The 21,398-nt window shown below is 62.6% G+C and carries 17 protein-coding genes and 1 tRNA gene; 8 read left to right on the forward strand and 10 right to left on the reverse strand.

Annotation, left to right across the window (positions count from 1 at the left end; all coding sequences use genetic code 11):
- Positions 1-442: 442 nt before the first annotated feature.
- The 3 genes from AC4FWB_RS01040 to AC4FWB_RS01050 all read left to right on the forward strand — a co-directional run bounded on the left by AC4FWB_RS01040 (position 443) and on the right by AC4FWB_RS01050 (position 5,944).
- Positions 443-4,114, forward strand: coding sequence for a S8 family serine peptidase (locus tag AC4FWB_RS01040; protein ID WP_491023944.1), 3,672 nt, complete (start codon positions 443-445; stop codon positions 4,112-4,114).
- Positions 4,107-5,633, forward strand: coding sequence for an MBL fold metallo-hydrolase (locus AC4FWB_RS01045; protein ID WP_491023945.1), 1,527 nt, complete (start codon positions 4,107-4,109; stop codon positions 5,631-5,633). The genes AC4FWB_RS01040 and AC4FWB_RS01045 overlap by 8 nt, the downstream gene beginning before the upstream one ends.
- A gap of 140 nt (positions 5,634-5,773) precedes the next feature.
- Positions 5,774-5,944, forward strand: coding sequence for a hypothetical protein (locus AC4FWB_RS01050; RefSeq protein ID WP_320277070.1), 171 nt, complete (start codon positions 5,774-5,776; stop codon positions 5,942-5,944).
- 37 nt (positions 5,945-5,981) lie between these two features.
- Here AC4FWB_RS01050 and AC4FWB_RS01055 read toward each other — a convergent pair whose 3' ends face one another.
- The 4 genes from AC4FWB_RS01055 to AC4FWB_RS01070 all read right to left on the reverse strand — a co-directional run bounded on the left by AC4FWB_RS01055 (position 5,982) and on the right by AC4FWB_RS01070 (position 8,464).
- Positions 5,982-6,176 carry a hypothetical protein gene (locus AC4FWB_RS01055; RefSeq protein WP_491023946.1) on the reverse strand — a complete coding sequence of 65 codons (195 nt, stop codon included), beginning with the start codon at positions 6,174-6,176 and terminating at the stop codon, positions 5,982-5,984.
- Positions 6,177-6,180: 4 nt separating this feature from the next.
- A complete protein-coding gene (locus AC4FWB_RS01060; protein ID WP_491023947.1) occupies positions 6,181-7,347 on the reverse strand; it encodes a fasciclin domain-containing protein in 1,167 nt (388 codons plus the stop codon).
- Positions 7,348-7,580: 233 nt separating this feature from the next.
- Positions 7,581-7,655: transfer RNA gene (locus AC4FWB_RS01065), tRNA-Val, on the reverse strand.
- Between the two features lie 128 nt (positions 7,656-7,783).
- Entirely contained in the window at positions 7,784-8,464 is a 681-nt protein-coding gene (locus tag AC4FWB_RS01070) for a phosphoglycolate phosphatase (protein WP_491023948.1), read from the reverse strand.
- 153 nt (positions 8,465-8,617) lie between these two features.
- On the opposite strand from AC4FWB_RS01070, the gene rpiA reads away from it, so the two are divergent.
- The 3 genes from rpiA to gor all read left to right on the forward strand — a co-directional run bounded on the left by rpiA (position 8,618) and on the right by gor (position 11,450).
- Positions 8,618-9,349: a ribose-5-phosphate isomerase RpiA gene (gene rpiA / locus AC4FWB_RS01075; protein WP_491023949.1), complete on the forward strand. Its 732-nt coding sequence runs from the start codon at positions 8,618-8,620 to the stop codon at positions 9,347-9,349.
- The gene (locus AC4FWB_RS01080) at positions 9,336-9,935 is read left to right on the forward strand and encodes a DUF2059 domain-containing protein (protein ID WP_491023950.1); all 600 of its coding nucleotides are present in this window, start codon (positions 9,336-9,338) and stop codon (positions 9,933-9,935) included. Before rpiA ends, AC4FWB_RS01080 begins: the two co-directional genes overlap by 14 nt.
- A 126-nt stretch (positions 9,936-10,061) precedes the next feature.
- Positions 10,062-11,450 carry a glutathione-disulfide reductase gene (gene gor, locus AC4FWB_RS01085; protein WP_491023951.1) on the forward strand — a complete coding sequence of 463 codons (1,389 nt, stop codon included), beginning with the start codon at positions 10,062-10,064 and terminating at the stop codon, positions 11,448-11,450.
- A 51-nt stretch (positions 11,451-11,501) separates the two neighbouring features.
- Here the strand turns inward: gor and mgtE are convergent, their stop codons facing one another.
- Both mgtE and AC4FWB_RS01095 read right to left on the reverse strand, forming a co-directional pair.
- The gene (gene mgtE, locus AC4FWB_RS01090; protein ID WP_491023952.1) at positions 11,502-12,866 is read right to left on the reverse strand and encodes a magnesium transporter; all 1,365 of its coding nucleotides are present in this window, start codon (positions 12,864-12,866) and stop codon (positions 11,502-11,504) included.
- Positions 12,867-13,147: 281 nt separating this feature from the next.
- Positions 13,148-15,040, reverse strand: coding sequence for an ABC transporter ATP-binding protein/permease (locus AC4FWB_RS01095; RefSeq protein WP_491023953.1), 1,893 nt, complete (start codon positions 15,038-15,040; stop codon positions 13,148-13,150).
- A gap of 603 nt (positions 15,041-15,643) precedes the next feature.
- Here AC4FWB_RS01095 and AC4FWB_RS01100 point away from each other — a divergent pair.
- Entirely contained in the window at positions 15,644-16,078 is a 435-nt protein-coding gene (locus AC4FWB_RS01100) for a hypothetical protein (RefSeq protein ID WP_491023954.1), read from the forward strand.
- A 7-nt stretch (positions 16,079-16,085) separates the two neighbouring features.
- On the opposite strand, the gene AC4FWB_RS01105 is transcribed toward AC4FWB_RS01100, so the two are convergent.
- A complete protein-coding gene (locus AC4FWB_RS01105) occupies positions 16,086-16,766 on the reverse strand; it encodes a DsbA family oxidoreductase (protein WP_491023955.1) in 681 nt (226 codons plus the stop codon).
- 31 nt (positions 16,767-16,797) lie between these two features.
- Positions 16,798-18,618, reverse strand: coding sequence for an extracellular solute-binding protein (locus AC4FWB_RS01110; protein ID WP_491023956.1), 1,821 nt, complete (start codon positions 18,616-18,618; stop codon positions 16,798-16,800).
- A gap of 296 nt (positions 18,619-18,914) precedes the next feature.
- On the opposite strand from AC4FWB_RS01110, the gene AC4FWB_RS01115 reads away from it, so the two are divergent.
- Entirely contained in the window at positions 18,915-19,535 is a 621-nt protein-coding gene (locus tag AC4FWB_RS01115; protein WP_059188586.1) for an invasion associated locus B family protein, read from the forward strand.
- Between the two features lie 73 nt (positions 19,536-19,608).
- On the opposite strand, the gene hspQ is transcribed toward AC4FWB_RS01115, so the two are convergent.
- Complete coding sequence (gene hspQ, locus AC4FWB_RS01120; RefSeq protein ID WP_491023957.1) at positions 19,609-19,932, reverse strand: heat shock protein HspQ; 324 nt, start codon at positions 19,930-19,932, stop codon at positions 19,609-19,611.
- Between the two features lie 202 nt (positions 19,933-20,134).
- Positions 20,135-21,346, reverse strand: a complete 1,212-nt coding sequence (locus tag AC4FWB_RS01125; RefSeq protein WP_491023958.1) for a UbiH/UbiF family hydroxylase — start codon at positions 21,344-21,346, stop codon at positions 20,135-20,137.
- Positions 21,347-21,398: the final 52 nt, after the last annotated feature.

Consider the following 21,398-nt stretch of genomic DNA (forward strand, 5'->3'; position numbering starts at 1 on the left):
CGACGGGATCGGAGCGTGCTGGCGGACACGGACCGATCTTTGAACGCCGTCCGCGCGCGTGGCGGGAGGTGACCGACGCGCGCGGACAGCAAATCTGAAAATGGCTAGGTGATCGAAATTCCCTGCCGAGGACCGACCCATTTTCAGGCCCGGAAGCCATTCGAGCCCGTGCGTTGAAGCAGAAGCCAGTGCCACCCGGTGCGATATCTGTGCGTGAAGCTCGCGCGGCGTATGTGAAGGCGGTCACAGAAGCGCCTGCCGGCCGGCGCGATTGTCATTTGTCGCATGTATGTTTCAGACACCGAGCATAGTGTGCCGAAGCCGAGCTGAATCGGCCGGTTTCCTAGTTGGCAAACAGAACGATCGAAGCATGGTTTGGGACTTGGCTTGACTGGGATTGGCAGCTCACGCCATGGTTTCCACTTCCGAGGAGGGGCATGCCATGGTGCGGGGACTCCTTGTCAAGGTTCGCGGCGACGGCGCCGGGTTTGTTGCCCGTAGCCGGTCGCTTGGCATCGGAGGGATCGACGCCGAACCGATCCTGACCGTGCCGCCGGGTACTTCCGGCGCTGACTTCGGCGCTGCAACGGACCGCGGCGCGACCTGGCTGCGGCTTTCCGCTAAGGCCACGGACACGGACAATCCCTGGGACGACGCCCACGAACTGGTGACTCGGGGCGGAGATGTCGCGATTGCCGGCGCCGATATCCTGGCGATCGAGCCCGACATCGTTCAACAATGGGATTACAAGAACAGCAGTGGCGATCGTGGCATGGCGGCGAGCGCCAGCCCTGCCTGCACCTTCGACGACCAGGATTCCCATGGCGGCCAAGCGGTCGTCCAGGACGGCGTCGCCTGGAACGCCGGGCCGAACTTCAGCCAATTCGCCACTGCCCGCAGCAAGGTCGGCGCGAAGCAGGCCAACATCATCATTGCGCATCTCGATACCGGCTTCGATCCGGGCCACAGCACCTTGCCGGCGGGGCTTCTCACGGCAAAGCGGCGCAATTTCGTCGACGACGGCACCGGGCCGGACAATGCGACCGATCATGCGCCTGCCGGCACGCTCACCAGCAATCGCGGTCACGGCACCGGCACGCTCAGCCTGCTTGCCGGCAACAAGCTCGACGGCACGTCGCCGCACTGGCCGGGCTTCACCGATTTCGTCGGCGGCGCTCCGCAGACCAAGATCATGCCGGTGCGGATCGCCGACTGGGTGGTGCGGCTGACGACGGGCACGATGGTGCAAGGCATCGACTATGCGCGCCAGCAGGGCGCGCAAGTGCTGTCGATGAGCATGGGTGGTCTTACCTCACAGGCCCTGGTCGACGCCGTCAATCTCGCCTACGACCATGGCCTGGTGATGGTCACCGCGGCCGGCAACAATCTTGCCATCACGCCGCGCAGCATCGTCTATCCAGCCCGCTACAACCGGGTCTTGGCCGCATGCGGCGTGATGGGCGACGGCCGCGCCTATGCCGGGCTCGACTTCGGCACCATGCAGGGCAATTACGGCCCGCCATCGAAGATGAAGACGGCGCTCGGCGCCTACACGCCCAACGTGCCGTGGGCCGAGATCGACTGCGCCAAGGTTGTCGACATGGACGGCAACGGCACCTCGGCGGCGACGCCGCAGGTCGCGGCTGCCGCAGCGCTTTGGCTGGCCGAGCACTGGGACGCCGTGAAGACCTATTCGCAGCCGTGGATGCGCATCGAGGCGGCGCGCTTCGCGCTGTTCAAGGCGGCGCAGAAATCGACGCCGAAGATGAACGCCGCCGAGACGCTGGAGAAGATCGGGCAGGGGGTAGTGCGCGCCTTCGACGCATTGGCGGTCGCCCCGCCGGCGGAGAACCAGCTCCGGAAACTGCCGCCGGCGACCTATACCTGGAGCTGGCTCGATTTCTTGACCGGCGGCAATTCGCTTGCCGCGCAGTCGCCCGCGGCGTCGCAACGGCAAAGGATGCTGGCGCTGGAGCTGATGCAGATGGCGCAAAGCACGGCCGCCGTCGACCAGGCGATCGCCGATCCGGACGGCGACCCGGCCGCCATCTCGGCCGCGGCGCGCAACCGCTATCTCGAAGCCGCTCTCGACGAGGGCAATCCGTCGAAGCCGCTCAGAGCTTTTCTCGAGGGAGTGCTGGGCAGGGCGGGGACCAAGCCGGTGCCGGCCGCCGCTCCGGCAGCAAGCCTGGCGCCGATCAAGCGCAAGCCGCGTCCGTTGCCGCCGCCACAGCGGCGCCTGCGCATCTACGCGCTCGACCCTTCGGTCGCCAAGCGATTGGACTCGGTGTCGGTCTACCAGGCAACGCTCCAGGTTCCCTGGGACGACGAACCGTCGGCCGACAAGCCGTTGCTGCCGGGCCCGATCGGCGAATATCTCGAAGTGGTCGATGTCGATCCGGCATCGAACCGCATCTACGATCCGGTCGACCTCAACGACAAGACGCTCCTGGCGCAGGACGGCCTGCCGCCCTCGGAAGGCAATCCAAAATTCCACCAGCAGATGGTCTACGCGGTCGCCATGACCACGATCGGCCATTTCGAACGCGCGCTGGGGCGGCGGGCGCTATGGGCGCCGCACTATTCGCAGAGCCCGGGCCGCGCCGGCGACATGACGGTGAAGGCGCATTATGTGCCGCGCCTGCGCATCTACCCGCACGCGCTGCGCGCAGAGAACGCCTATTACAGCCCGGAGAAGAAGGCACTGCTGTTCGGCTATTTCCCGGCAACCGGAAATGAAGGAGACGTCACCACGCCCGGGACGACGGTGTTTTCGTGCCTCTCCAGCGACATCATCGCTCATGAAATGTCGCATGCGCTGCTCGACGGGCTGCATCGCCGCTTCCAGGAGGCGTCGAATCCGGATGTTCCGGCGTTCCACGAGGCCTTTGCCGACATCGTTGCGCTGTTCCAGCATTTTACGTTGAAGGAGTTGGTGAATTTCGAGATCGGCAAGGCGAGGGGTGAGTTGTCGGCGGCCTCGCTGCTCTCTGGCATCGCCAAGCAGTTCGGCGAGGGCAGCGGCAGGGCCGGACCTTTGCGCGAATATGGCGGCGCCGGCATGGCCGACCTCGATTACGACAAGACCGTCGAGGCGCACGACCGTGGCTCCATCCTCGTCTTCGCCGTCTACCAGGCATTCATCGCCATCGCCGATCGCCGCACCGACGATCTGATCCAGCTTGCCACCGGCGGCACCGGCATCCTGCCGGCGGGCACGTTGCATCCGAGCCTGATCGAGCGCCTTACCGACGAGGTCGCCAAGACCGCCAGTCAGATGCTGACCATGTGCATCCGCGCGCTCGATTATTGCCCCGCCGTCGACATCACCTTCGGCGAATATCTCCGGGCGCTGATCACAGCCGACCGCGACGCCTATCCAGACGATCCTCTACACTATCGCCTGGCGTTCCTGGAATCCTTCCGCAAATGGAAGCTTCTGCCGCGCGACGTGCGCACCATTTCGGAAGAGACGCTCGCCTGGAGCGCACCGGAGGATCCTTCGCCATCCTGGCTGAAGGGCTTGCTGAGCAGGATCGACCTCGGCTGGAACCAGAAGCTGAAACGCTCTGAGATCTTCGCCCTCAACGACAAGAACCGCTATGCGCTTTGGAAGGCGATGCACAAGGCTTTCGCATCCGATCCCGACCTCTACAAGCAGTTCGGCCTGCTTCCCGATCTGCCGCGCTACAATGACGACGGCACGGTCATGCACCAGCCGAAAAAGGGCGAAACGACGTTCGACATTTACAGCGTTCGCCCGACGCGGCGCGTCGAGCCGGACGGCTCGTTCCGTGTCGAGGTTGTCGCCGTCATCCAGCAGCGGCTTCCCGTCACCTTCGACGGCACGCCGGCGCCGCAAGGCGTCAACAAGGGCGACGGCTTCTTCTGGTTCCGTGGCGGCGCCACGATCATCATCGACCCGCGCGAAGGCTTTGAGGAGATCCGCTACGCCATCATCAAAAACACCGGCAGCGCGGACCGGCAGAAGCGCCAGGCTGAGACCGTGACAGCGAACTATCTGTCGCCGCTGCGGGCGCTCTATTTCGGCGGCGAGGTCTCTGAGCCCTTCGCCATGCTGCATGCCAGCGACGGAGACGGCGATCATGTCTAGGAAGCCGGTAGCAACAAGGCGGCCTCGCAGAGCCGCGACCTCCGCAACAGCGCGCGTTCCTTCCGTCACGGTCCGGCACTTTTGCCAGGGCATCGGCGACTGCCATCTGCTCACCTTCACGAAAGCCGACGGAGCGCCGTTCCGCATGCTGATCGATTGCGGCATCCACGTCTCGATCACGGGAGGTCCGGCGCTGGTCGCCGACATCGTCGCCGACCTCAAGAAGGAGACGGGCGGCAAGATCGATGTGCTCGTCGTCACCCATGAGCACTGGGACCATGTTTCGGGATTCCTGACTTCGAAGGACCTGTTCAAGGATTTTTCCGTCGGCGATGTCTGGATGGCCTGGACAGAAAACCCAGCCGACCCTGGAGCTATCGAGCTCGACAAATTCAAGGGCCAGGCGCTGGCCGCATTGCAGGGCGCCAGCCAGAAGCTCGACGGCATGCAAGGGCTCAATCCTTACATGGAACGTGTCCGCGACGGTCTTCAGGCCGTGCTCGGCTTCCAGTTCGGCGCCGCCGGGGAGCGGGTGCGTTCGGCGCGCAACGCCGCGGCAAAGCTGTCGGCAAAACCAACGCCCACCTATTTCGAGCCCGGCGCGGCACCGCAATCGATCGCGGAACTCCCCAATCTTCGGATCTATGTGCTCGGGCCGCCCCGCGACAAGGCGGCGCTTCGGATGGAGGAAAAGGCGAGCGAGATGTTCCCGCTCGCCAGCGGCGGGCCGTTCGCGCGGGCGCTCGCATCCGGGCTCAAGATGAACCAGGCCGACGATTCGACCTACATTGACGAGCTCAGCCCCTTCGAACACAATATCGGCACGCCGCTCTCGACAGCGCTGAACGGCGACAAGGGCAGCGATCCGGCCATCGATATCGGCGCCTTTACACGCAAGCACTATTGCGGGCCGGTCTCCGGCGCGGCCCCCATGGAGGACCGCGACCAGTCGTGGCGCCGCATCGACGCCGACTGGATGGGGATCGCCGCCGACCTCGCCATGCAGCTTGACCGCGGCGTCAACAACACCAGCCTGGTGCTCGCCTTCGAACTCATCGACAGCGGACGGGTGTTCCTGTTCCCGGGCGACGCCCAGATCGGCAACTGGCTGAGCTGGAAGGACCTGAAATGGCCGGTCGGGCAGGCGACCGTCACCACCGCTGACCTGCTGGCGCGCACCGTCTACCTGAAGGTCGCGCACCACGGCAGCCAGAACGCCACGCCGCAGAAACAGGGGCTCGACCTGATGACGAGCCCGGACCTTTCGGCCTTCATTCCGACCAACAAGCTGGATGCGGTCAAGGTGCATTGGGGCGAGATGCCCTATGATGCGATCCTGACCGCGCTCGAAGCAAAGACCAAGGGCCGCGTCATTCGCGCCGACGATCCCTGGCTGGCCGGCGCGGGTGGAAAGCCGGCTTTCGCTTCGCCCTCCGGCTCAATCATGGCCGTGCGCAGCGCGCCGCGTGATGCTGCTCGTGGGGCAGGTGGGCTGTGGGTCGAGGTGGATTTGGTTTAGAGAACCGGCAACGCGATGCGCACACGCGCGGCGCGTCGTCAGGGTGCATGCCAGGCGATTGCGGAAATCGAAAAATCGCTCTATTGAGCGCTTGGCTGATTGAGGGCGGCCATAATCATCTCGTTTCCATAGGTCGCCCCATGCCCGATGAATTCTCGCGCATAATTGCATTTCTTGCCGTGGTGATGGCCCTGCTGTTCGCGGGGATTCATTTCCACCACGGCAACATTGTGGCCACGCTCTATTTCATGACCGGCGCCATCCTGGTGACGGCGGTGACGCATTTGAGCGTGCGGCGAGGGCTGATCTGAGCACAGTTCGTCTTCGGATCGACATCTAGGACGAAAGTTAATCGTTCTTCGTCGCCTTCGAGGGGCGAAACGCCTTGTAGATTGCCCCGAGGATCACCCCGATGGCAATTCCAATGACGACGATTAGGAATGCGCCACCATTAGTATTTGGCGCAATAATTGTTACTCCGACAAGGCCGAGTAGCAGGCCGGCCAGAGCCGAGACTCCAAAGTTGGTAATAAGATCTATCATGATCTTATTCTACTCCGATCACTGATAGAATCATTGACCCATAATGATCGGCCCAGTCGCGAGCTGTCGCTATCAGGCTTCTATCAAATGCCCCAGATTTCCACAGCTCCGGTTTGTTCTCAATCTCAACTACCCAACGATGCATAATGTCGCTGGCTACTTTATAATTTTCTACCCCGGTCAGATCGGCTTTTAGAACCACTGCGCCTGGCTTGCCCATCTCGGTCGGAGGCGCCCAAGCTATCAAAAAAGGGCCATCGCCGTTCATTTCAACACCACTTGCGGCGGCGTCTTTGATTGCCTTCAACGAGGTCGCCAAACCGTAATTATGAAGCGCGCTTTCGCAGGTCTTGGAGATATCTGCTTTGGTGGTAGCCCGTGCATGATCGGCGCTATCCATCGGCCATACTGTTACCATCTGACTAGAGGTAGGGACGGTGAGCGTAGATGAAGGCAGTACCGCATTGACGAAAGCTTCGCAGAGCATCTTTTGTCGGTCTTGGTCGTATGAAGAGATTTTCGAACGAAATGCGATGATTCCATAGGCTGCGAAATTCGTGGGCGGGTATTCGTTTGGTCCGGCGAAAATCCGTGACGCATGTATCTCGTGGGACGTATCCGAGCTGGTTGAAGCAAGCACCTTGTTGACGACAAATACCATACCATTGGATTGGTGAACGTCCGCTACCGTAACACTTGCGACGTCACCCGAATTGTCACTCACCGACAAATCCGAGCCAGTGGCTCGGATTGTTAAGGGGCATCCTCCGATTGTATCCAATATCAGCGCGCCGTTGTTGGCGTTTACCTTGGCAAGAAGTTCTTCAGATGTGTAGCCTCCAGAAACCACGTGGCATCTAAGTATCTTGTTCAATTTTTCCTTCACGTCTGGTTTGAAAAGAGCCTGTACCGTGCCCGCGGGAAGCTCTGTGAACGCTTCGTTGGTCGGAGCGAACACCGTGTATGGCCCGGGTCCTTCTAGGGTACTGTCCAAACCGGCAGCCTTCAAGGCGGCAGCCAAAGTCGAGTGGTCTTGTGAAGCTAAAGCATTGTCAAAAATGCTTTTGTTTGAGTGAGTTTTACCGCCTCCAACTGCAGTTTCTATTTGAGCTATCACCTTTCCGCTCAATAGAATTAAGCATAAAACAACAGCAAGTACGCGACGCCCCATATCAGCCTCCGCCCCCTTTGGTCAGCGAATTTAGCACATCAATGGGTTTTGATAAGTGACCCGGCGAACGGATTCTTTAAGTTAATGCTGCGCGTCTGGCGGGCAATTCTCGGCCGCACTTCGGAGTAACAGGTCCTACTAAGGCAAATGGGAACAAACCCAAAAGTGCAGAGCACATTAGCCATCGCCTCGCAGTCGCACTGATTGAGCTTCTGCTTTTTTGTCAAGGCAGATGGTGGGCGATGCAGGGATTGAACCTGCGACCCCACCCGTGTGAAGGGTGTGCTCTCCCGCTGAGCTAATCGCCCGCCTGCGGCCCGAAGGCCAAAGCGAGCCGCGATATAAGGGAGGCGGGTGCGCGAAGTCAAGGTGATGTGCCGACGATCTCCTGGGGATTGATTTCGCGGCTCCGGGCGGCCCCGGCTGGGGCAGAAATTCAGCGCGCTGCTGCGATCAGCCTTTCGGCAAGAACCGGCGTCAGCGTGTCGAAATGCGAGATCACCAGCGTCGGTTCGAATTCGCGCACGTGGCGGTCCGTGTAACCGAAATCGACCGCCACCACCGGGATGCCGGCTGCCTTGGCGGTGTCGATATCGGTCTGCGAATCACCGACCATCACAGCGTTATGCGGATCGCCGCCGGCCAGCCTGATGGTCTCGCTCAGGTGGCGCGGGTCGGGCTTGCGGAAGGCAAACGTGTCCTGGCCGCAGATCGCCGCGAAGTAGTTTTCCAAGCCAAGCGCGCCGATCAGCGCCACCGAATTCGCTTCGTATTTGTTGGTGCAGACCGCCATCAGGTAGCCGGCGGCCCGGAAGCGGTCGAGGGCCGCGACGACGCCGGGGTAGGGGCGCGACTTGCCCGGAATGTTGATCGTGTAATGGTCGAGGAAGAGTTTTAGCAGCCTATCGTGCTCTTCCGCCACCAGTGCTTTGTTCTGCGCGGCATGCGCGCGTTCGATCATGACGCGGCCGCCATGGCCGACGAAGCGCCTGAAGCCGGCCTCGTCGACCGCTGCGAGTTCGCCGGCCGCCAGGCTGTGGTTAAGGCTGTCGAGCAGGTCCGGCGCGGTGTCGACCAGCGTCCCGTCGAGGTCGAACACGATGATCGGTCGGGTCATGGCCAGTCCTGGAGCGATTGATGTGCCGCAGCCGATACAAGCTGCGCGGTGGTCAAGCAAGCAGCCTCTATCGGTCCACAGGCAGAGCCTTTGACGGGACAGGCAAAAATGGTAGGACGCGCGCCAAATCGCGGAAATCGGGACAAGAGCGGCATGGATGCAAGGCAGTTGAAGGTCGAAGCCGCGCGCGCGGCCCTTGCCCATGTCGGTGACGGCATGCGGCTCGGCATCGGCACCGGCACGACCGCCGACGAGTTCGTCCGGCTGCTCGCCGAAAAAGTCGCGACCGGCCTCACCGTCATCGGCGTGCCCACATCCGAGCGCACTGCGGCACTCTGCCGCGAACTCGGCGTGCCGCTGTCGACGCTGGAAGAGACGCCTGAACTCGACCTCACAATCGACGGCGCCGACGAGATCGACGCGGCGTTGACGCTGATCAAGGGCGGCGGCGGAGCGCTGTTGCGCGAAAAGATCGTCGCGGCGGCGTCCAAGCGCATGATCGTGATTGCCGACCAATCCAAAATGGTCGAGACACTTGGCCGCTTCCCGCTGCCGATCGAGGTCAACAAATTCGGCCTGCGAGCCACCGAGATCGCGGTCGGCGCGGCGGCGGCAAGCCTCGGCCTTGCCGGCCCGGTTACATTGAGGATGACGGGGGAGCAGCCATTTGTTACAGACGGCGGCCACTTTATCCTCGATGCATCTTTTGGCCGCATTCCGGATACAAGAGCGCTTTCGAATGCTCTCTTCGCCATTCCAGGCGTTGTCGAGCACGGTCTTTTCATCGGGCTGGCGTCAGCGGCCATCATCGCCGGCGGCGACGGCATCCAAACCGTCCATGCCGCCCGAAAACCAGGGAGTTCTACCAACCATGATGTTGCATAAACGGGTTCGCCGCCTTTCGACGCTTCTGGCCGCCTCAGCGGTGCTTGCGCTGTCCTCGCCGGCGTTCTCGCAGGATATCAGCGAATCGCATCTCAAGGCCGCGCGGGCCGCGGTTGTGGCTATCCACGCCACCGACCCGTTCGACAATATCCTGCCGCAGGCAGCCGCCGCGCTTGAAAACCAGCTGATCCAGAAGAACCCCGACATGCAGGAGCTGATCGGCAAGACCGTCACCGAGAAAGCGATCGGCCTGGCCTCGCGGCGCGCCGACCTCGAGAAGGAAGCGGCGCTTGCCTACGCCAAGGTGTTCTCCGAGAAGGACCTCAACGATATCGCCGCCTTCTACAGCTCCGATGCCGGCAAGAAGCTGCTCGACAGCGGCCCGGCGGTGACGCGCGACCTGGTGAAGGCGGCCGACATCTGGCAGAACGGCGTCGCCCGCGACCTCGCCCAACAGGTCGGCGAGACGCTCGCCGCCGCCGCCAAGGCCGCGGCCCCGGCCAAGCCTGCGCAGGATGCGACTGCTCCCGCCGACGGCTCCGCTCCGGCTGACGGATCGGCTCCTGCCGACAATTCGCAGAACTGATCCGCACAGCCACTACAGCCGGTCACAGCGGCTGGATCAGAAGAGCCCGGGTTTCCCGGGCTTTTCTTTTGGCGCTTGGCAGCCTACCTCTGGCGCACCCTTTTTCATTTCCCAGGAGCCCATCCGATGGCCGGTTACGACTATGATCTTTTCGTCGTCGGCGGTGGTTCCGGCGGGGTGAGGGCGGCCCGTATGGCGGCATCCCTCGGCAAGCGCGTCGCAATCGCCGAGGAATATCGCTACGGCGGCACCTGCGTCATCCGCGGCTGCGTGCCGAAGAAGCTCTATGTCTATGCCTCGCAGTTTCCCGAGCATTTCGCCGACGCCGCCGGCTATGGCTGGACAGTGCCCGAAGCAAGCTTCGACTGGCCGACCCTGGTCGCCAACAAGGACAAGGAGATCGCCAGGCTGGAGGCGATCTACAGGAAGAATGTCGAGGGCGCGGGCGGCGAGACCTTCCATTCGCGCGCCGTGCTGGTCGATCCGCATTCTGTTTATCTCGCTGCCGAAGACCGCACCGTCAGCGCCGACCAGATCCTGATCGCCACCGGCGGCCGTCCGGCGCCGCATCCCGCGCTTTCCGGCCACGAATACTGCATCTTCTCCAACGAGGCCTTCGACCTCAAGGAATTGCCGAAGGCGATCATGATCGAGGGCGGTGGTTATATCGCCGTCGAATTCGCCAACATTTTCCATGGCTTGGGCGTGGAGACCACACTCGTCTACCGCGGTCAGGAGATACTGTCGCGCTTCGACATGGACCTTCGCCGCGCGCTGCACGAGACGATGGAGAAGAAGGGGATCAGGATCCTCTGCCATGCGGTTTCCGAATGGGTACGCAAGAACCCGCAAGGCAGGCTGGACGTGCTGCTCTCCAGCGGCCAGACGCTGACCGTCGACCAGGTCATGCTGGCGATCGGCCGCATTCCCAACACGGAGAATATGGGGCTTGAGGGCGTCGGCCTGGAGCTCGGCAAGACGGGCGCGATCGTCGTCGATGAATATTCCCGCACCAGTATCGACAACATCTGGGCGATCGGCGACGTCACCCACCGCGTGCAACTGACGCCGGTGGCCATTCACGAAGCGATGTGCTTCATCGAGACCGCCTTCAAGGGCAACCCGACATCGCCTGACCACGACACCATCCCGACGGCCGTGTTCTCGCAGCCCGAAATCGGCACCGTCGGCCTGTCCGAGGACGAGGCGGTCAAGCGCTTCCCCGATATCGAGATCTATCGCGCCTCCTTCCGTCCGATGCGGCATACGCTGTCGGGCCGCGACGAGAAGATGCTGATGAAGCTGGTGGTCGACGGCGTATCGAGGAAAGTGCTCGGAGCCCATATTCTCGGCCCCGACGCCGGCGAGATGGCGCAGTTGCTCGGCATTCCGTTGAAGGCGGGGCTGACCAAGGACGATTTCGACCGCACGATGGCCGTCCACCCGACCGCGGCCGAGGAACTCGTCACCATGTACAAGCCGACCTATCGCGTGAAGAACGGCGAGCGTGTCTGAGCCGTGGATTGGAGTCGCCGCCGGCAAGGCCGGCGGCGGTGGCGCCCAAGTTCAAAGCAGGGTGCCGCGCAGGATCACCAGCGCCACTGAGAAGTAGATCACCAGCCCGGTGACGTCGACCAGCGTGGCGACGAACGGCGCCGAGGCGCTGGCAGGATCGAAGCCGATCCTTTTTAGCGCGAAAGGCAGCATCGATCCCGACAGCGAGCCGAAGGTGACGATACCGACCAGCGCGGCGCCCACCGTTGCCGCGATCAGCATCCAGTGCGGACCGTAGTCGTAGAGGCCGAGATACTGCCAGAGCATGATGCGGCAGATGCCGACGACGCCAAGGATGGAGCCCAGCACCAGCCCGGTCGGCAGCTCGCGCAACGCCACTCGCCACCAGTCGCGGAGGTCGATCTCGCGCAGCGCCAGCGCACGGATGACCAGCGAGGTGGCCTGCGAGCCGGAATTGCCGCCTGAGCTCATGATCAGCGGGATGAAGAGCGTGAGCACGATCGCCTTTTCCAGCTCACCTTCGTAGCTTTGCATGGCGTTGGCCGTCAGCATCTCGCTGAGGAACAGCGCGCAGAGCCAGCCGGCGCGCTTCTGGATCATGGCGAGGAAGCCCATCTTCATATAGGGCTCGTCCAGCGCCTCCATGCCGCCGAAACGATGCACATCCTCGGTCGTCTCCTCGACCATCGTGTCGATGATGTCGTCGACGGTGACGATGCCAAGGATCCTGCCGTGATCCACAACCGGCAAGGCAAGCAGATCGTATTTGGAGATGGTCTGCGCCAGCGTTTCGCGATCCGTGAGCGGCGTGACCGTCACCGGAATGCGATCCGGCGCCACCGACAGGATCAAGTCCTCCGGCTCGCCGGTGATCAGCCGGCGCAAGCCGGTCGCCCGCAGCAGGAGCTGCGTTTCCGGATCGACGATGTAGATCGCATAGACCGTCTCGCGCGTCCGCTCGACCTTGCGGATGTAGTCGAGCGTGCGGCCGACGGTCCAGTCCGAAGGAACGCTGACGAATTCCGTCGTCATGATCGAGGCGGCGCTGCCTTCGGGATATCCTAGAATGGAAAGCAGCGTGGCGCGCAGCGGCGGGGCAAGCGCGCCGAGCAGCTCGGAACGGGCCGGCTCGTCAAGCTCGCGCAGGATGTCGGCCGCGCGGTCGACCGACATGGCGGTCAACAGCTTGCTCGCCTTGGCGCGCGGCAGGGCCTCGGCAAGCTCCGGAGCTGCTTCGAGTTCCGGCTGGTCGAAAATCTCGACCAGCCGCTCGAACGGCACCGCGCAGAGCAGCTCGATGGCCGTCTCACGGGGTTCGCGGTTGAGGGCTTCGACGACGTCGGCGACGTGATCGTTGGCAAGAACACGGGCGACGGCGATCGCTTCGTCGTCCAATACGGGTGCGAATTCGTTCATGGCTCACTCCTTGCCGTCCGGCAGGACGTGAGCCGTCAGGTCACGTCAAGGCGGACGGCGGTTGCGTTCGACTGTGACTGTCGCCAGGCATGGCGGGTTGACCTTTCTGCTCGCGGGTTTCGGGTTGGGAATTCTGCGAGCGGGCGCAACATAGGGGCGCGTATTGCCGAGTCAATTGCGGAAAGCTCGGAAAATGAGCGAAGGGACGCCGGCTCGCGAGACTGTGATCGACGGCTGCCGTCGCCACACCGCGGCGGCCGGTCAAAGGCTTGGTATGACTGCTATTTCTGCTTCAGCCGACGGAAGCGCAGCCATTTGTCCTCGGCAGGCCGCGGCGGCTGGGCAAGGATGGTGGTGAGCTCGCGCGGCAGGGTGGGGACCAGCGGCTTCTTGGTCGCGACGCCATCGGTGATCGCCACGACGCTGTGGTAGAATTCCTCGCCCGAGAGCGACCGCGGCGGCACGGCCTCGTGCATCACGCTGATCACCGTGACGTCGGGGCAGTTGGCCTTGATCGCCTCGTGGAAGGCGATCTTGCCTTCGGGGTCGAGCGCGCCGGTCGCCTCGTCGAGGAACAGCAACCCGGGCTGCTGCAGGATGATGCGGGCGACCACCAGTTTCTGCTTCTGGCCGCCGGACAGGACCTGATCCCAGATCTTGCCCTCGCGGCTCTCGTCAGTCAGGTGCTCGATGAATTCGCCGAGACCGGCTTTGTGCAGGGCGGCCGCCACCTGCATGTCGCTGTGGTCGTTCTCCGACCCCGGCAGGCAGACGAGCTGCTTCAGCGAGACGTGCTGCAGCTTCACTTCCTGGGCAGCGTAGAAGCTCGTCACCCCTTCAGGGAACACGATGGTGCCGCGGCCGTAGGGCCAGAGACCGTTGATCGCCTTGATCAGCGAGGTCTTGCCGCAGCCGGACTCGCCCTTGAGGAAGGTCCATTCACCGCGGCGGAAGCGCAGGTTGGCGGCGCTGAGGAAAGGCGTCGCGTCCTCGCCCTGATGCGCCAGCTCGAGCTTCTGGATGGTTAGGCCGAAGACAGGGTTTTGCGTGGCGTAACTGAAATCGGAGCGACCAGTCTGGCGATAGAATTCCTGCGGCTGCTGGACGTTCTCGATGGCATTGGCGAGTTGGGTCACGCGCTGGCTGTTGGCTCTGAGCGTCGCGATCGCCGGCATCACGTGGATGAACCACGAACACTGGCTGATCAGCTGGGCGACCATCTCGGAGCCGGTGATGTAGCCCTTGAGGTCGAAGCCGTTGTGAATGAACGGCACGAGACCGGGTCCGTAGGCAACGATACGGGCGCCGATGAAATTGTAGATCAGCTCGAATGATGTGTAGCTGGTGTTGACGACGTTCAGCCGTCCCCAGGTCTTGTCGATGTCGACATAGAGTTTGTCGTGCATCGACTTCTGCACATCCTCGCCATGCGAGGCGGCGACGTGGAAGCTGCGGCGCAGGAACGTCGTCAGCTCGCCGCGATAGCTACCCTCAGCCTGCTGCATGCGTATGTTGAGGCGTTCGAGCATGCCGCCGAGCTTGACCGCAATCCAGGTGTTGAGCGGCACGTAGGTGGCAACCGCCAGGAAGGCCAGCACGGCGCTGCCATAGCTGCCGAGAAACTCCAGCCCTTTGACCTCCACCGAGGCTCCAATGAGATTCTCGCCGACGAAATAGAGCGAGGTCGCGACACCCAGCACGCCCATGGCGAGGCCGATTGCGCCGCCCGTCATGTCCTTGATCGATTCCTGGATGCGCTGGTCGATGTTGTCGGGGGCGACGATGCCGCCGGCCACGGAACCATGCTGGGCATGGAAATGGGTATGGTTGCCGTCGAGCAGCGCTTGGTTGAACTGGCTGTTCAGCCAGCCGCGCCATTTGCGATGCAGGGTCGTCGAAACGAGGTTGCGCACGCCGGTGAAGCCGGCATCCTTGAGCACGACCAGCAGCACCAATATGCCGGCATTGGTGAGAAGCGCCTGCAACGGATTGGTGTTGGCGGCGTCGTGGAAGAAGGCGATCGAATTCACCAGCTCGCCCGATGCCATGGCGAACCACACGCCTGCCTTGCTGGAGAGCGCTGTCAGCAGCGCAATCACGAGGGTGAGGGTCCAGGCTTCCTTCCAGCGGTCGGAGAACCAGTAGGCTCGCATCAGCCCCCAGAAGGTACGCATCGACGATACCGGCGTCAGGGGCGAGGGCTTTGCCGCCTCGCTGGGTAGTTTTGCCGGTACTGAACGTCGCGGTCTGCCGACCCGAATCACGATCCCGCCCAAACCTTTCTTGTTTTGTTACATATGGTAACACCAATTGATCATTTTCCATTAATTTTCTGCCCCCGAATGTGAACAGGGTTACCCGCAGTGGCATGAGGGCAACAGAAAGGTCGCGCCGGCCAGGCTCTGCGGGTGCGGATTTTACGTTTTATTTCAGCGAGTTGGATGAAGGAGTCCGCAGGCGTTATGACTTTCCCCTAGGGAAAGCAAAAACACAGTTTTGTGAATGGAAATGACTTGCCGGTCGCCCGGTTTCGCTGCCGGGCGGTGACCGAAAGATGGAAAAACCGACGCTCTCCCTCTCTTCCGGCTCGCCTGAATCGCCCTTGCATGGCTCGCGAAACTTTCGGAAATGGGCTTGATGGCGAAGAGGCATTGTCGATTGCCACGCCGTTGCTGAAGTGGACTGGTCCAAACTGCGCGATCGGCGAGCGTTGACAATTTTGTCCCTCAGGAGTCGAATCTGCGCGGCGATTGCTTCGCATCGAGGGGGATCAGCGAATGTCTGTACGGATATTTTCGGCCGCGGTGCTCGCGGCCTTCGCCTGGCTGCCGCAGGCACACGCCGGCAATCAGACGATCCCGGCGAGCGCCGAAGGCCAGATCGAATTCAACACGCCGTCCGGCAATATCGGCTGTATCTACACGCCGAAGGGCGGCACGAGCACGTACCAGCCGCAGGATGGCGGGCCGGAGCTTTCCTGCTCCCGCGTCGAGCCGAGCTACGTGACGGTGATTTTGGGACCGAAGGGACCGGCGACGCTTATCAAGAACCCCGGCGAGCAGGGCTGCTGCAGCGACGCGACCAAGCTTGGCTACGGCAACAGCTGGAGCAAAGGGTCATTCACTTGCCTGTCGTCGACGAAAGGATTGACCTGCACGAGCAGCAGCGGCCACGGTTTCTTCGTCAGCAAGGCGAAGGTGACGGCAAAATAACGTCGGCTCAGCCCGCGGTTTCCAGCTCGCCGCGCGCCTTGGCCTGGGCGACCTGGCGAATGGCGTCGGCAAGCGTGTCGGCGTCCTGCGCGCCCATCACGGCATATTTGCCTTCGAGCAGGAAGCAGGGCACGCCGGTGATGCCCATGCGCGAGGCGGTAGCGATTTCGTTGCGAACGGCATCGACATCGGCGTCCGTCGGCAACAGCGTCTCGACGACCGAAGCGTCCATGCCCGCCTCGCGCGCGGCCTCGGCCAGAACGGCATAGTCGCCGAGATTGGCGCCTTCCTCGAAATTCAGCTGGAAGAGGCGGCGCACCAGCCGGTTCTGCACGTCCTCGCCGGCGGCGCCCGCCCAACGGATGACGCGATGGGCGTCCAGCGTGTTGGGCGCGACCTTGATGGCGCCGAACGCGAAACGGATGCCTTCCGCTTCGCCGAGCGGTTCGATGCGCGCATGGATCTGGCGGATGCGCTCCTCGCTGCCGAATTTGCCCAGCATGTATTCGCGGCGATCCATGCCTCCCTGCGGAATGGTCGGATCGAGCTGGAAGGGCCGCCAGCGCACCTGCACGTCGACATCGCCGACTGCGGCAATCGCCTTGTCCAGCCGCTTCTGGCCGATGAAACACCAAGGGCAGACGACATCGGACACCACATCGACGGTGATCGAGTTCTCGGCGCTCATGGTCGTCTCCCTCTTCATGTCGGTCGGGGTGTCAGTTGGGCTTTCGCCACCATGTCGGCAGCTGATAGCCGAATATGGGGGTCTTTTGCGGATGTTCCAGGTAGCTCCAGTAAGCCAGCCACTGCTGGGTGTTGTATTGCATGGGCACGATGTAGTTGCCGGAGATCAACAGCCGGTCGAGCACGCGCACCGCGGCGATATAATCCTCCTTGGCGCGAGCATTCAGCAGGGCGTTGATCGCGGCGTCGACCGCGGGATCGGCGACACCGGCGAGGTTGAACGAACCTTCCTGCTTGGCAGCGACCGATCCCCAGCGCCCAAGTTGCTCGCTGCCGGGCGACAGCGAATTGTTGAAGCCGCTCGTCCCAATCAGAACCTCGAAGTCGAACCGCTGCTTGCGTGACTGGATCTGGTCGCCGTCGAGGCTGCGGATGGTAACATCGATGCCGATCTTCTCCAGCGTGCGTTGATAGAGCGCCGCAAGCCGCTCCTCATCCTGCGATGACGTCATTATTTCGAAGCCGAAGGGATTTCCCTGCGGATCGAGCATCCGGCCATCCTCTACGTGATAGCCGGCGCCTTTCAGCATTTCGAAAGCCGCTCGCAGCACCTTGCGGTCCTGGCCGGAGCCGTCGGTGACCGGCGGCCGCCAGGTGCCGTCCATCACCTCGGCAGGCACGCGGCCGGGGTAGGGGGCAAGCAGCGCCTTCTCCCGCTCGTCGGCCGGATGGCCGAGCGCCGACAGCTCGGAATTCTGCCAAAAGCTCATTGTGCGGTTGAACTTGCCGGCGAAGAGGTTCTTGTTCGCCCATTCGAAGTCGTAGAGCATGCCGAGCGCGCGCCGCACGACCGGATCGGCAAATTTCGGCAGCCTGGTGTTGAACAGGAAACCCGTCACCACAGGCGGAATGCCGGTGTCGAAATATTCCTGCTTCACCTCACCCTTGCGAAAGGCCGGGAAGTCGACATCGCGGTCGCGCTTGACCGGATCGGTCTCGTCATCGAGAGCGCATATGCCCTTCTTGAAGGCTTCCGTCTTGGCGTTGGCGTTCAAGAAATACTCAATGGTGATCTGGTCGAAATTGTCGAAGCCGCGCTTCGAGGGGATGTCCTTGCCCCAATAATCGGGATTGCGCTTGAAGACGATGCGCTGGCCGGGCTGCACCTTATCAACCCTGTAGGGGCCGCTGCCGATCAGCGGCTTCAGCGTGGTCTTGTCGAAGCTGTCCTTGTCGAAGGCGTGCTTGGGGATGATCGGCGTCAGCGCGACGATCAGCGGAAATTCGCGGTTGGCCTTGTCGTTGAAGGTGAATTTCACGCTGTGGTCGCCGGTCTTCTCCAGCTTGGCGATCATGCTCATACGGTCGCTGTAAGGCGGGCGGCCCTTGTCGGTGAAAACGTCGTAGGTGAACAGCACGTCCTCCGGCGTGACCGGCTGGCCATCCGACCATTTGGCATTGGGATTCAAATGGAACTCGATGCTCTTGCGCTCCGGATCCATGTCGGCGCTGTCGGCGAGAAGGCCGTAGAGGCTGAAAGGCTCGTTGTAGTTGCGCTGCATCAACGGCTCGAAGACGAGATTGCCGTAGACCGTATCGATCATGCCGCGGGCGGTGGTGCGCAGGCTCTTCAGGATGAACGGGTTGAGATTGTCGAAGCTGCCGACGACGCAATAGGTGACGCTGCCGCCCTTCGGCGCATCGGGATTGACATAGTCGAAATGCTGATAGTCCGCAGGCAGCGCCGGCTCGCTCTGCATGGCGATGCCGTGCTTCGGCTCCGACAAGGCCGGAAGCGGCGAAAGGGCCAGAAACGAGGTCGCGGCGATCAGCCGAACGAGAACGCGGTCCATGACCGTCTCCTTGCCGGGCGGCTTTGGTGATTCGACACGCACCCTAGAGCATTTCGCCCCCCGATTGAATCGGTGCGCCAATGGGAATTGGGCTCAGCCGGTCCATCGCCAACCAGGGGTTCGTCAAGCGACACGAAACCAGGAAGAAATCGCGGAAACCGGGCTGGATTCGGCGCCGCTGGCAGTGTAACACGCGCTCCGAAGTCATGCTGTTGCCTCATTTGGGCAACAGGTAGCGGGACCGCACGGCACGAAGAAGCCGGTCCCCGGGATCATTTGAGAGGAAAGTGCACCATATGACGAGCAACGCGTATCGCCTTTCGGTGCTGGCCGCAGGCGTGGTCGGCGTTCTGGGCGCCGGGCTTTTCACCGCCTCGGCACAGCAACAGCCGCAGATTCCGCAGGGCTGGTTCAAGGCCTGCACGAAGCAGGAAGACGTCGACATCTGCAACGTGCAGAACATCGTCACCGCCGGCAATGGCCAGCTCGTCACCGGCGTCAGCCTGATCGAGCTCAAGGGCAAGGTGAACCGCAAGGTTTTCCAGGTGACGGTTCCGACCGGCCGTCTCATTCCCCCGGGCATCGGCCTGCAGATTGATGCCGGCAAGGCGCAGAAGCTCGACTATGTCATCTGTTTCCCGGATCGCTGCGTCGCCGAAGTGCCGCTGACCGACCAGCTGGTCGCCTCCTTCAAGAAGGGCCAGGCGATCTCGCTCACCTCGATCAATTTCCAGAATCAGCCGAACCCGATCAAGGTCGCGCTGACCGGCTTCAGCGGCGCTTATGACGGCCCGCCGCTGCAGCAGTCGGACATCGAGGATCGGCAGAAGAAGCTGCAGGACTTCGTCGCCAAGAACAACCAGGACTTCGCCAAGAAGCTCAAGGAAGAGCAGGACAAGGCGAAGACCGCCAACTGATCGCCGGAGCGTTTCTCCAGCATGCAAAAAGCGGGGCAAGCGCCCCGCTTTTTTGTTGCCGCCGCTTCAGCCTTCAGTGCTTCGAGTGGCGTTTCGGCTCGTAGCGCCCGTCGGGCAGCTTGTCGAACATCTCGCCGATCTGCGGATGTCGCACCGGCTCGCCCGACCGGTCCTCGAGCAGGTTCTGCTCGGACACATAGGCGATGTACTCGGTCTCGGAATTCTCGGCGAGAAGGTGGTAGAAAGGCTGGTCCTTATGCGGACGCATGTCCACGGGAATGGCTTCGTACCATTCCTCGCTGTTGGCGAACTGCGGATCGACATCGAAGATCACGCCACGGAACGGAAACAGCCGATGGCGAACCACTTGCCCGATCGCGAATTTGGCCGTCTTCATCGCACTCACCACCTAGGACCCGAGGCGCCGTCAGTGGCTTGCGCACAAGGCGCCTAAGGTCTTGAATTTACACATCACGCCGCCAAAAATCGACCCCGACTTTCGGCTTGGTACCATTGGCGTAGACATTGCCGCAATTCCATGCCGCAGCGCTGCCGGCGAATGCAATGGTTTCGGAAAGCGCAAGGTCCAAATGTATCGCTCAGCGCGCGGCCTGTTTCCTGAAGCCGCCGGCGAGCGCGCGAAAGCCGCTGCCGGGCCTCAGGCCTTCGCGCATGAAGAAGGCGCGCAACGGCGCGAAGCTGCCCAGCACGTTGAGGCCGGCGCTGCGCGCCAGCTGCGCCGGCAGCATGTCGGACAGCAGCGACATGTTGAGCAGGTTCACCGCGCTGCTGCGCGCAAAAATGTCGGGACGGCGCCTTGTGTCATAGGCGGCAAGACTTAGCCTAGATCCCGGATCGTCGCGATTTTCGCTGGCGATTCCAATCAGATCGTCAATATCCCTGATGCCGAGATTGAGGCCTTGCGCGCCGATCGGCGGAAAGACATGGGCGGCTTCACCGACGAGCGCCACGCGGTTTTGCGCGAAGCGGCCGGGCGAGGCCGCCGACAGCGGATAGACCTGGCGGCCGGGCTCGACCGAAACCCGGCCGAGCATCGACTGCATTTGCTCCTCGACCCGGACGGACAGGGTAGCATCGTCGAGTGCCGCGAGTTCCTTCGCCGTCTCCGGCTTCACCACCCAGACGAGGCTCGAGCGCTTGCCCGGCAGCGGAACCTGCGTGAACGGTCCGGTCTCGGTGTGGAATTCGGTCGAGATGAAGCCATGCTCGCTGCGATGGCTGAAATTGAGAACAAGCGCCGACTGGGGATAGGGCCGTGCGGACGCCCTTATGCCCGCGGCTTCCCGTGCTGGCGACAGGCGCCCGTCAGCGGCGACCGCCAGCGACGCGGAGATCTCGCTGCCGTCTGCGAGGATCGCATGTGCCTGGTTAGCGTCGAGCCGCCATGTCTCGACCATCGACTTTCGCCATTCGATACCGGCGTGAGCGGCAACCGCCTTGGCAAGCACCGGGATCAGGACCTTGTTCGGCAGATTGAGCCCGAACTGCTCCTCGCCGATCTCGCTGGCGCGAAAGGTCACGGTCGGGCTGCGGATCAGCCGGCGCGTCGCGTCGACGATGCGCATCACCTTGAGCGGCGCCGCCTGCGGCCTGAGCTCGGCAAGTACGCCCAGCCGGTCGAACACTTTCAGGGCAGGGTTCATGAGCGCTGTGGTGCGGCCATCGCTGCTGGTGGCCTCGGGGCCTGCCAGCGTCACGGCAAAGCCTGCCTCGGCAAAGCCGAGCGCTGCGATCAGACCGGCCGGGCCGCTGCCGGCAACCAATATGCGGGCTTTGTCGTTCTGTTCCACGCCAGGCTTCCACAGTGATGGGCGGCCCGTCGGACCTATCACCGGATATAGG

It is taken from the genome of Mesorhizobium sp. LEGMi-168a, from assembly GCF_058312955.1.

Coding starts and splice junctions, on each gene's coding strand:
- AC4FWB_RS01060 (WP_491023947.1), bottom strand. CDS start 7,347: ATGGGGCGTCGCGTACTTGCTGTTGTTTTATGCTTAATTCTATTGAGC.
- AC4FWB_RS01095 (WP_491023953.1), bottom strand. CDS start 15,040: ATGCGTACCTTCTGGGGGCTGATGCGAGCCTACTGGTTCTCCGACCGC.
- AC4FWB_RS01050 (WP_320277070.1), top strand. CDS start 5,774: ATGCCCGATGAATTCTCGCGCATAATTGCATTTCTTGCCGTGGTGATG.
- AC4FWB_RS01115 (WP_059188586.1), top strand. CDS start 18,915: ATGACGAGCAACGCGTATCGCCTTTCGGTGCTGGCCGCAGGCGTGGTC.
- hspQ (WP_491023957.1), bottom strand. CDS start 19,932: ATGAAGACGGCCAAATTCGCGATCGGGCAAGTGGTTCGCCATCGGCTG.
- AC4FWB_RS01110 (WP_491023956.1), bottom strand. CDS start 18,618: ATGGACCGCGTTCTCGTTCGGCTGATCGCCGCGACCTCGTTTCTGGCC.
- AC4FWB_RS01070 (WP_491023948.1), bottom strand. CDS start 8,464: ATGACCCGACCGATCATCGTGTTCGACCTCGACGGGACGCTGGTCGAC.
- AC4FWB_RS01040 (WP_491023944.1), top strand. CDS start 443: ATGGTGCGGGGACTCCTTGTCAAGGTTCGCGGCGACGGCGCCGGGTTT.
- AC4FWB_RS01080 (WP_491023950.1), top strand. CDS start 9,336: ATGATGTTGCATAAACGGGTTCGCCGCCTTTCGACGCTTCTGGCCGCC.
- gor (WP_491023951.1), top strand. CDS start 10,062: ATGGCCGGTTACGACTATGATCTTTTCGTCGTCGGCGGTGGTTCCGGC.
- mgtE (WP_491023952.1), bottom strand. CDS start 12,866: ATGAACGAATTCGCACCCGTATTGGACGACGAAGCGATCGCCGTCGCC.
- AC4FWB_RS01055 (WP_491023946.1), bottom strand. CDS start 6,176: ATGATAGATCTTATTACCAACTTTGGAGTCTCGGCTCTGGCCGGCCTG.
- AC4FWB_RS01100 (WP_491023954.1), top strand. CDS start 15,644: ATGTCTGTACGGATATTTTCGGCCGCGGTGCTCGCGGCCTTCGCCTGG.
- AC4FWB_RS01105 (WP_491023955.1), bottom strand. CDS start 16,766: ATGAGCGCCGAGAACTCGATCACCGTCGATGTGGTGTCCGATGTCGTC.
- AC4FWB_RS01045 (WP_491023945.1), top strand. CDS start 4,107: ATGTCTAGGAAGCCGGTAGCAACAAGGCGGCCTCGCAGAGCCGCGACC.
- rpiA (WP_491023949.1), top strand. CDS start 8,618: ATGGATGCAAGGCAGTTGAAGGTCGAAGCCGCGCGCGCGGCCCTTGCC.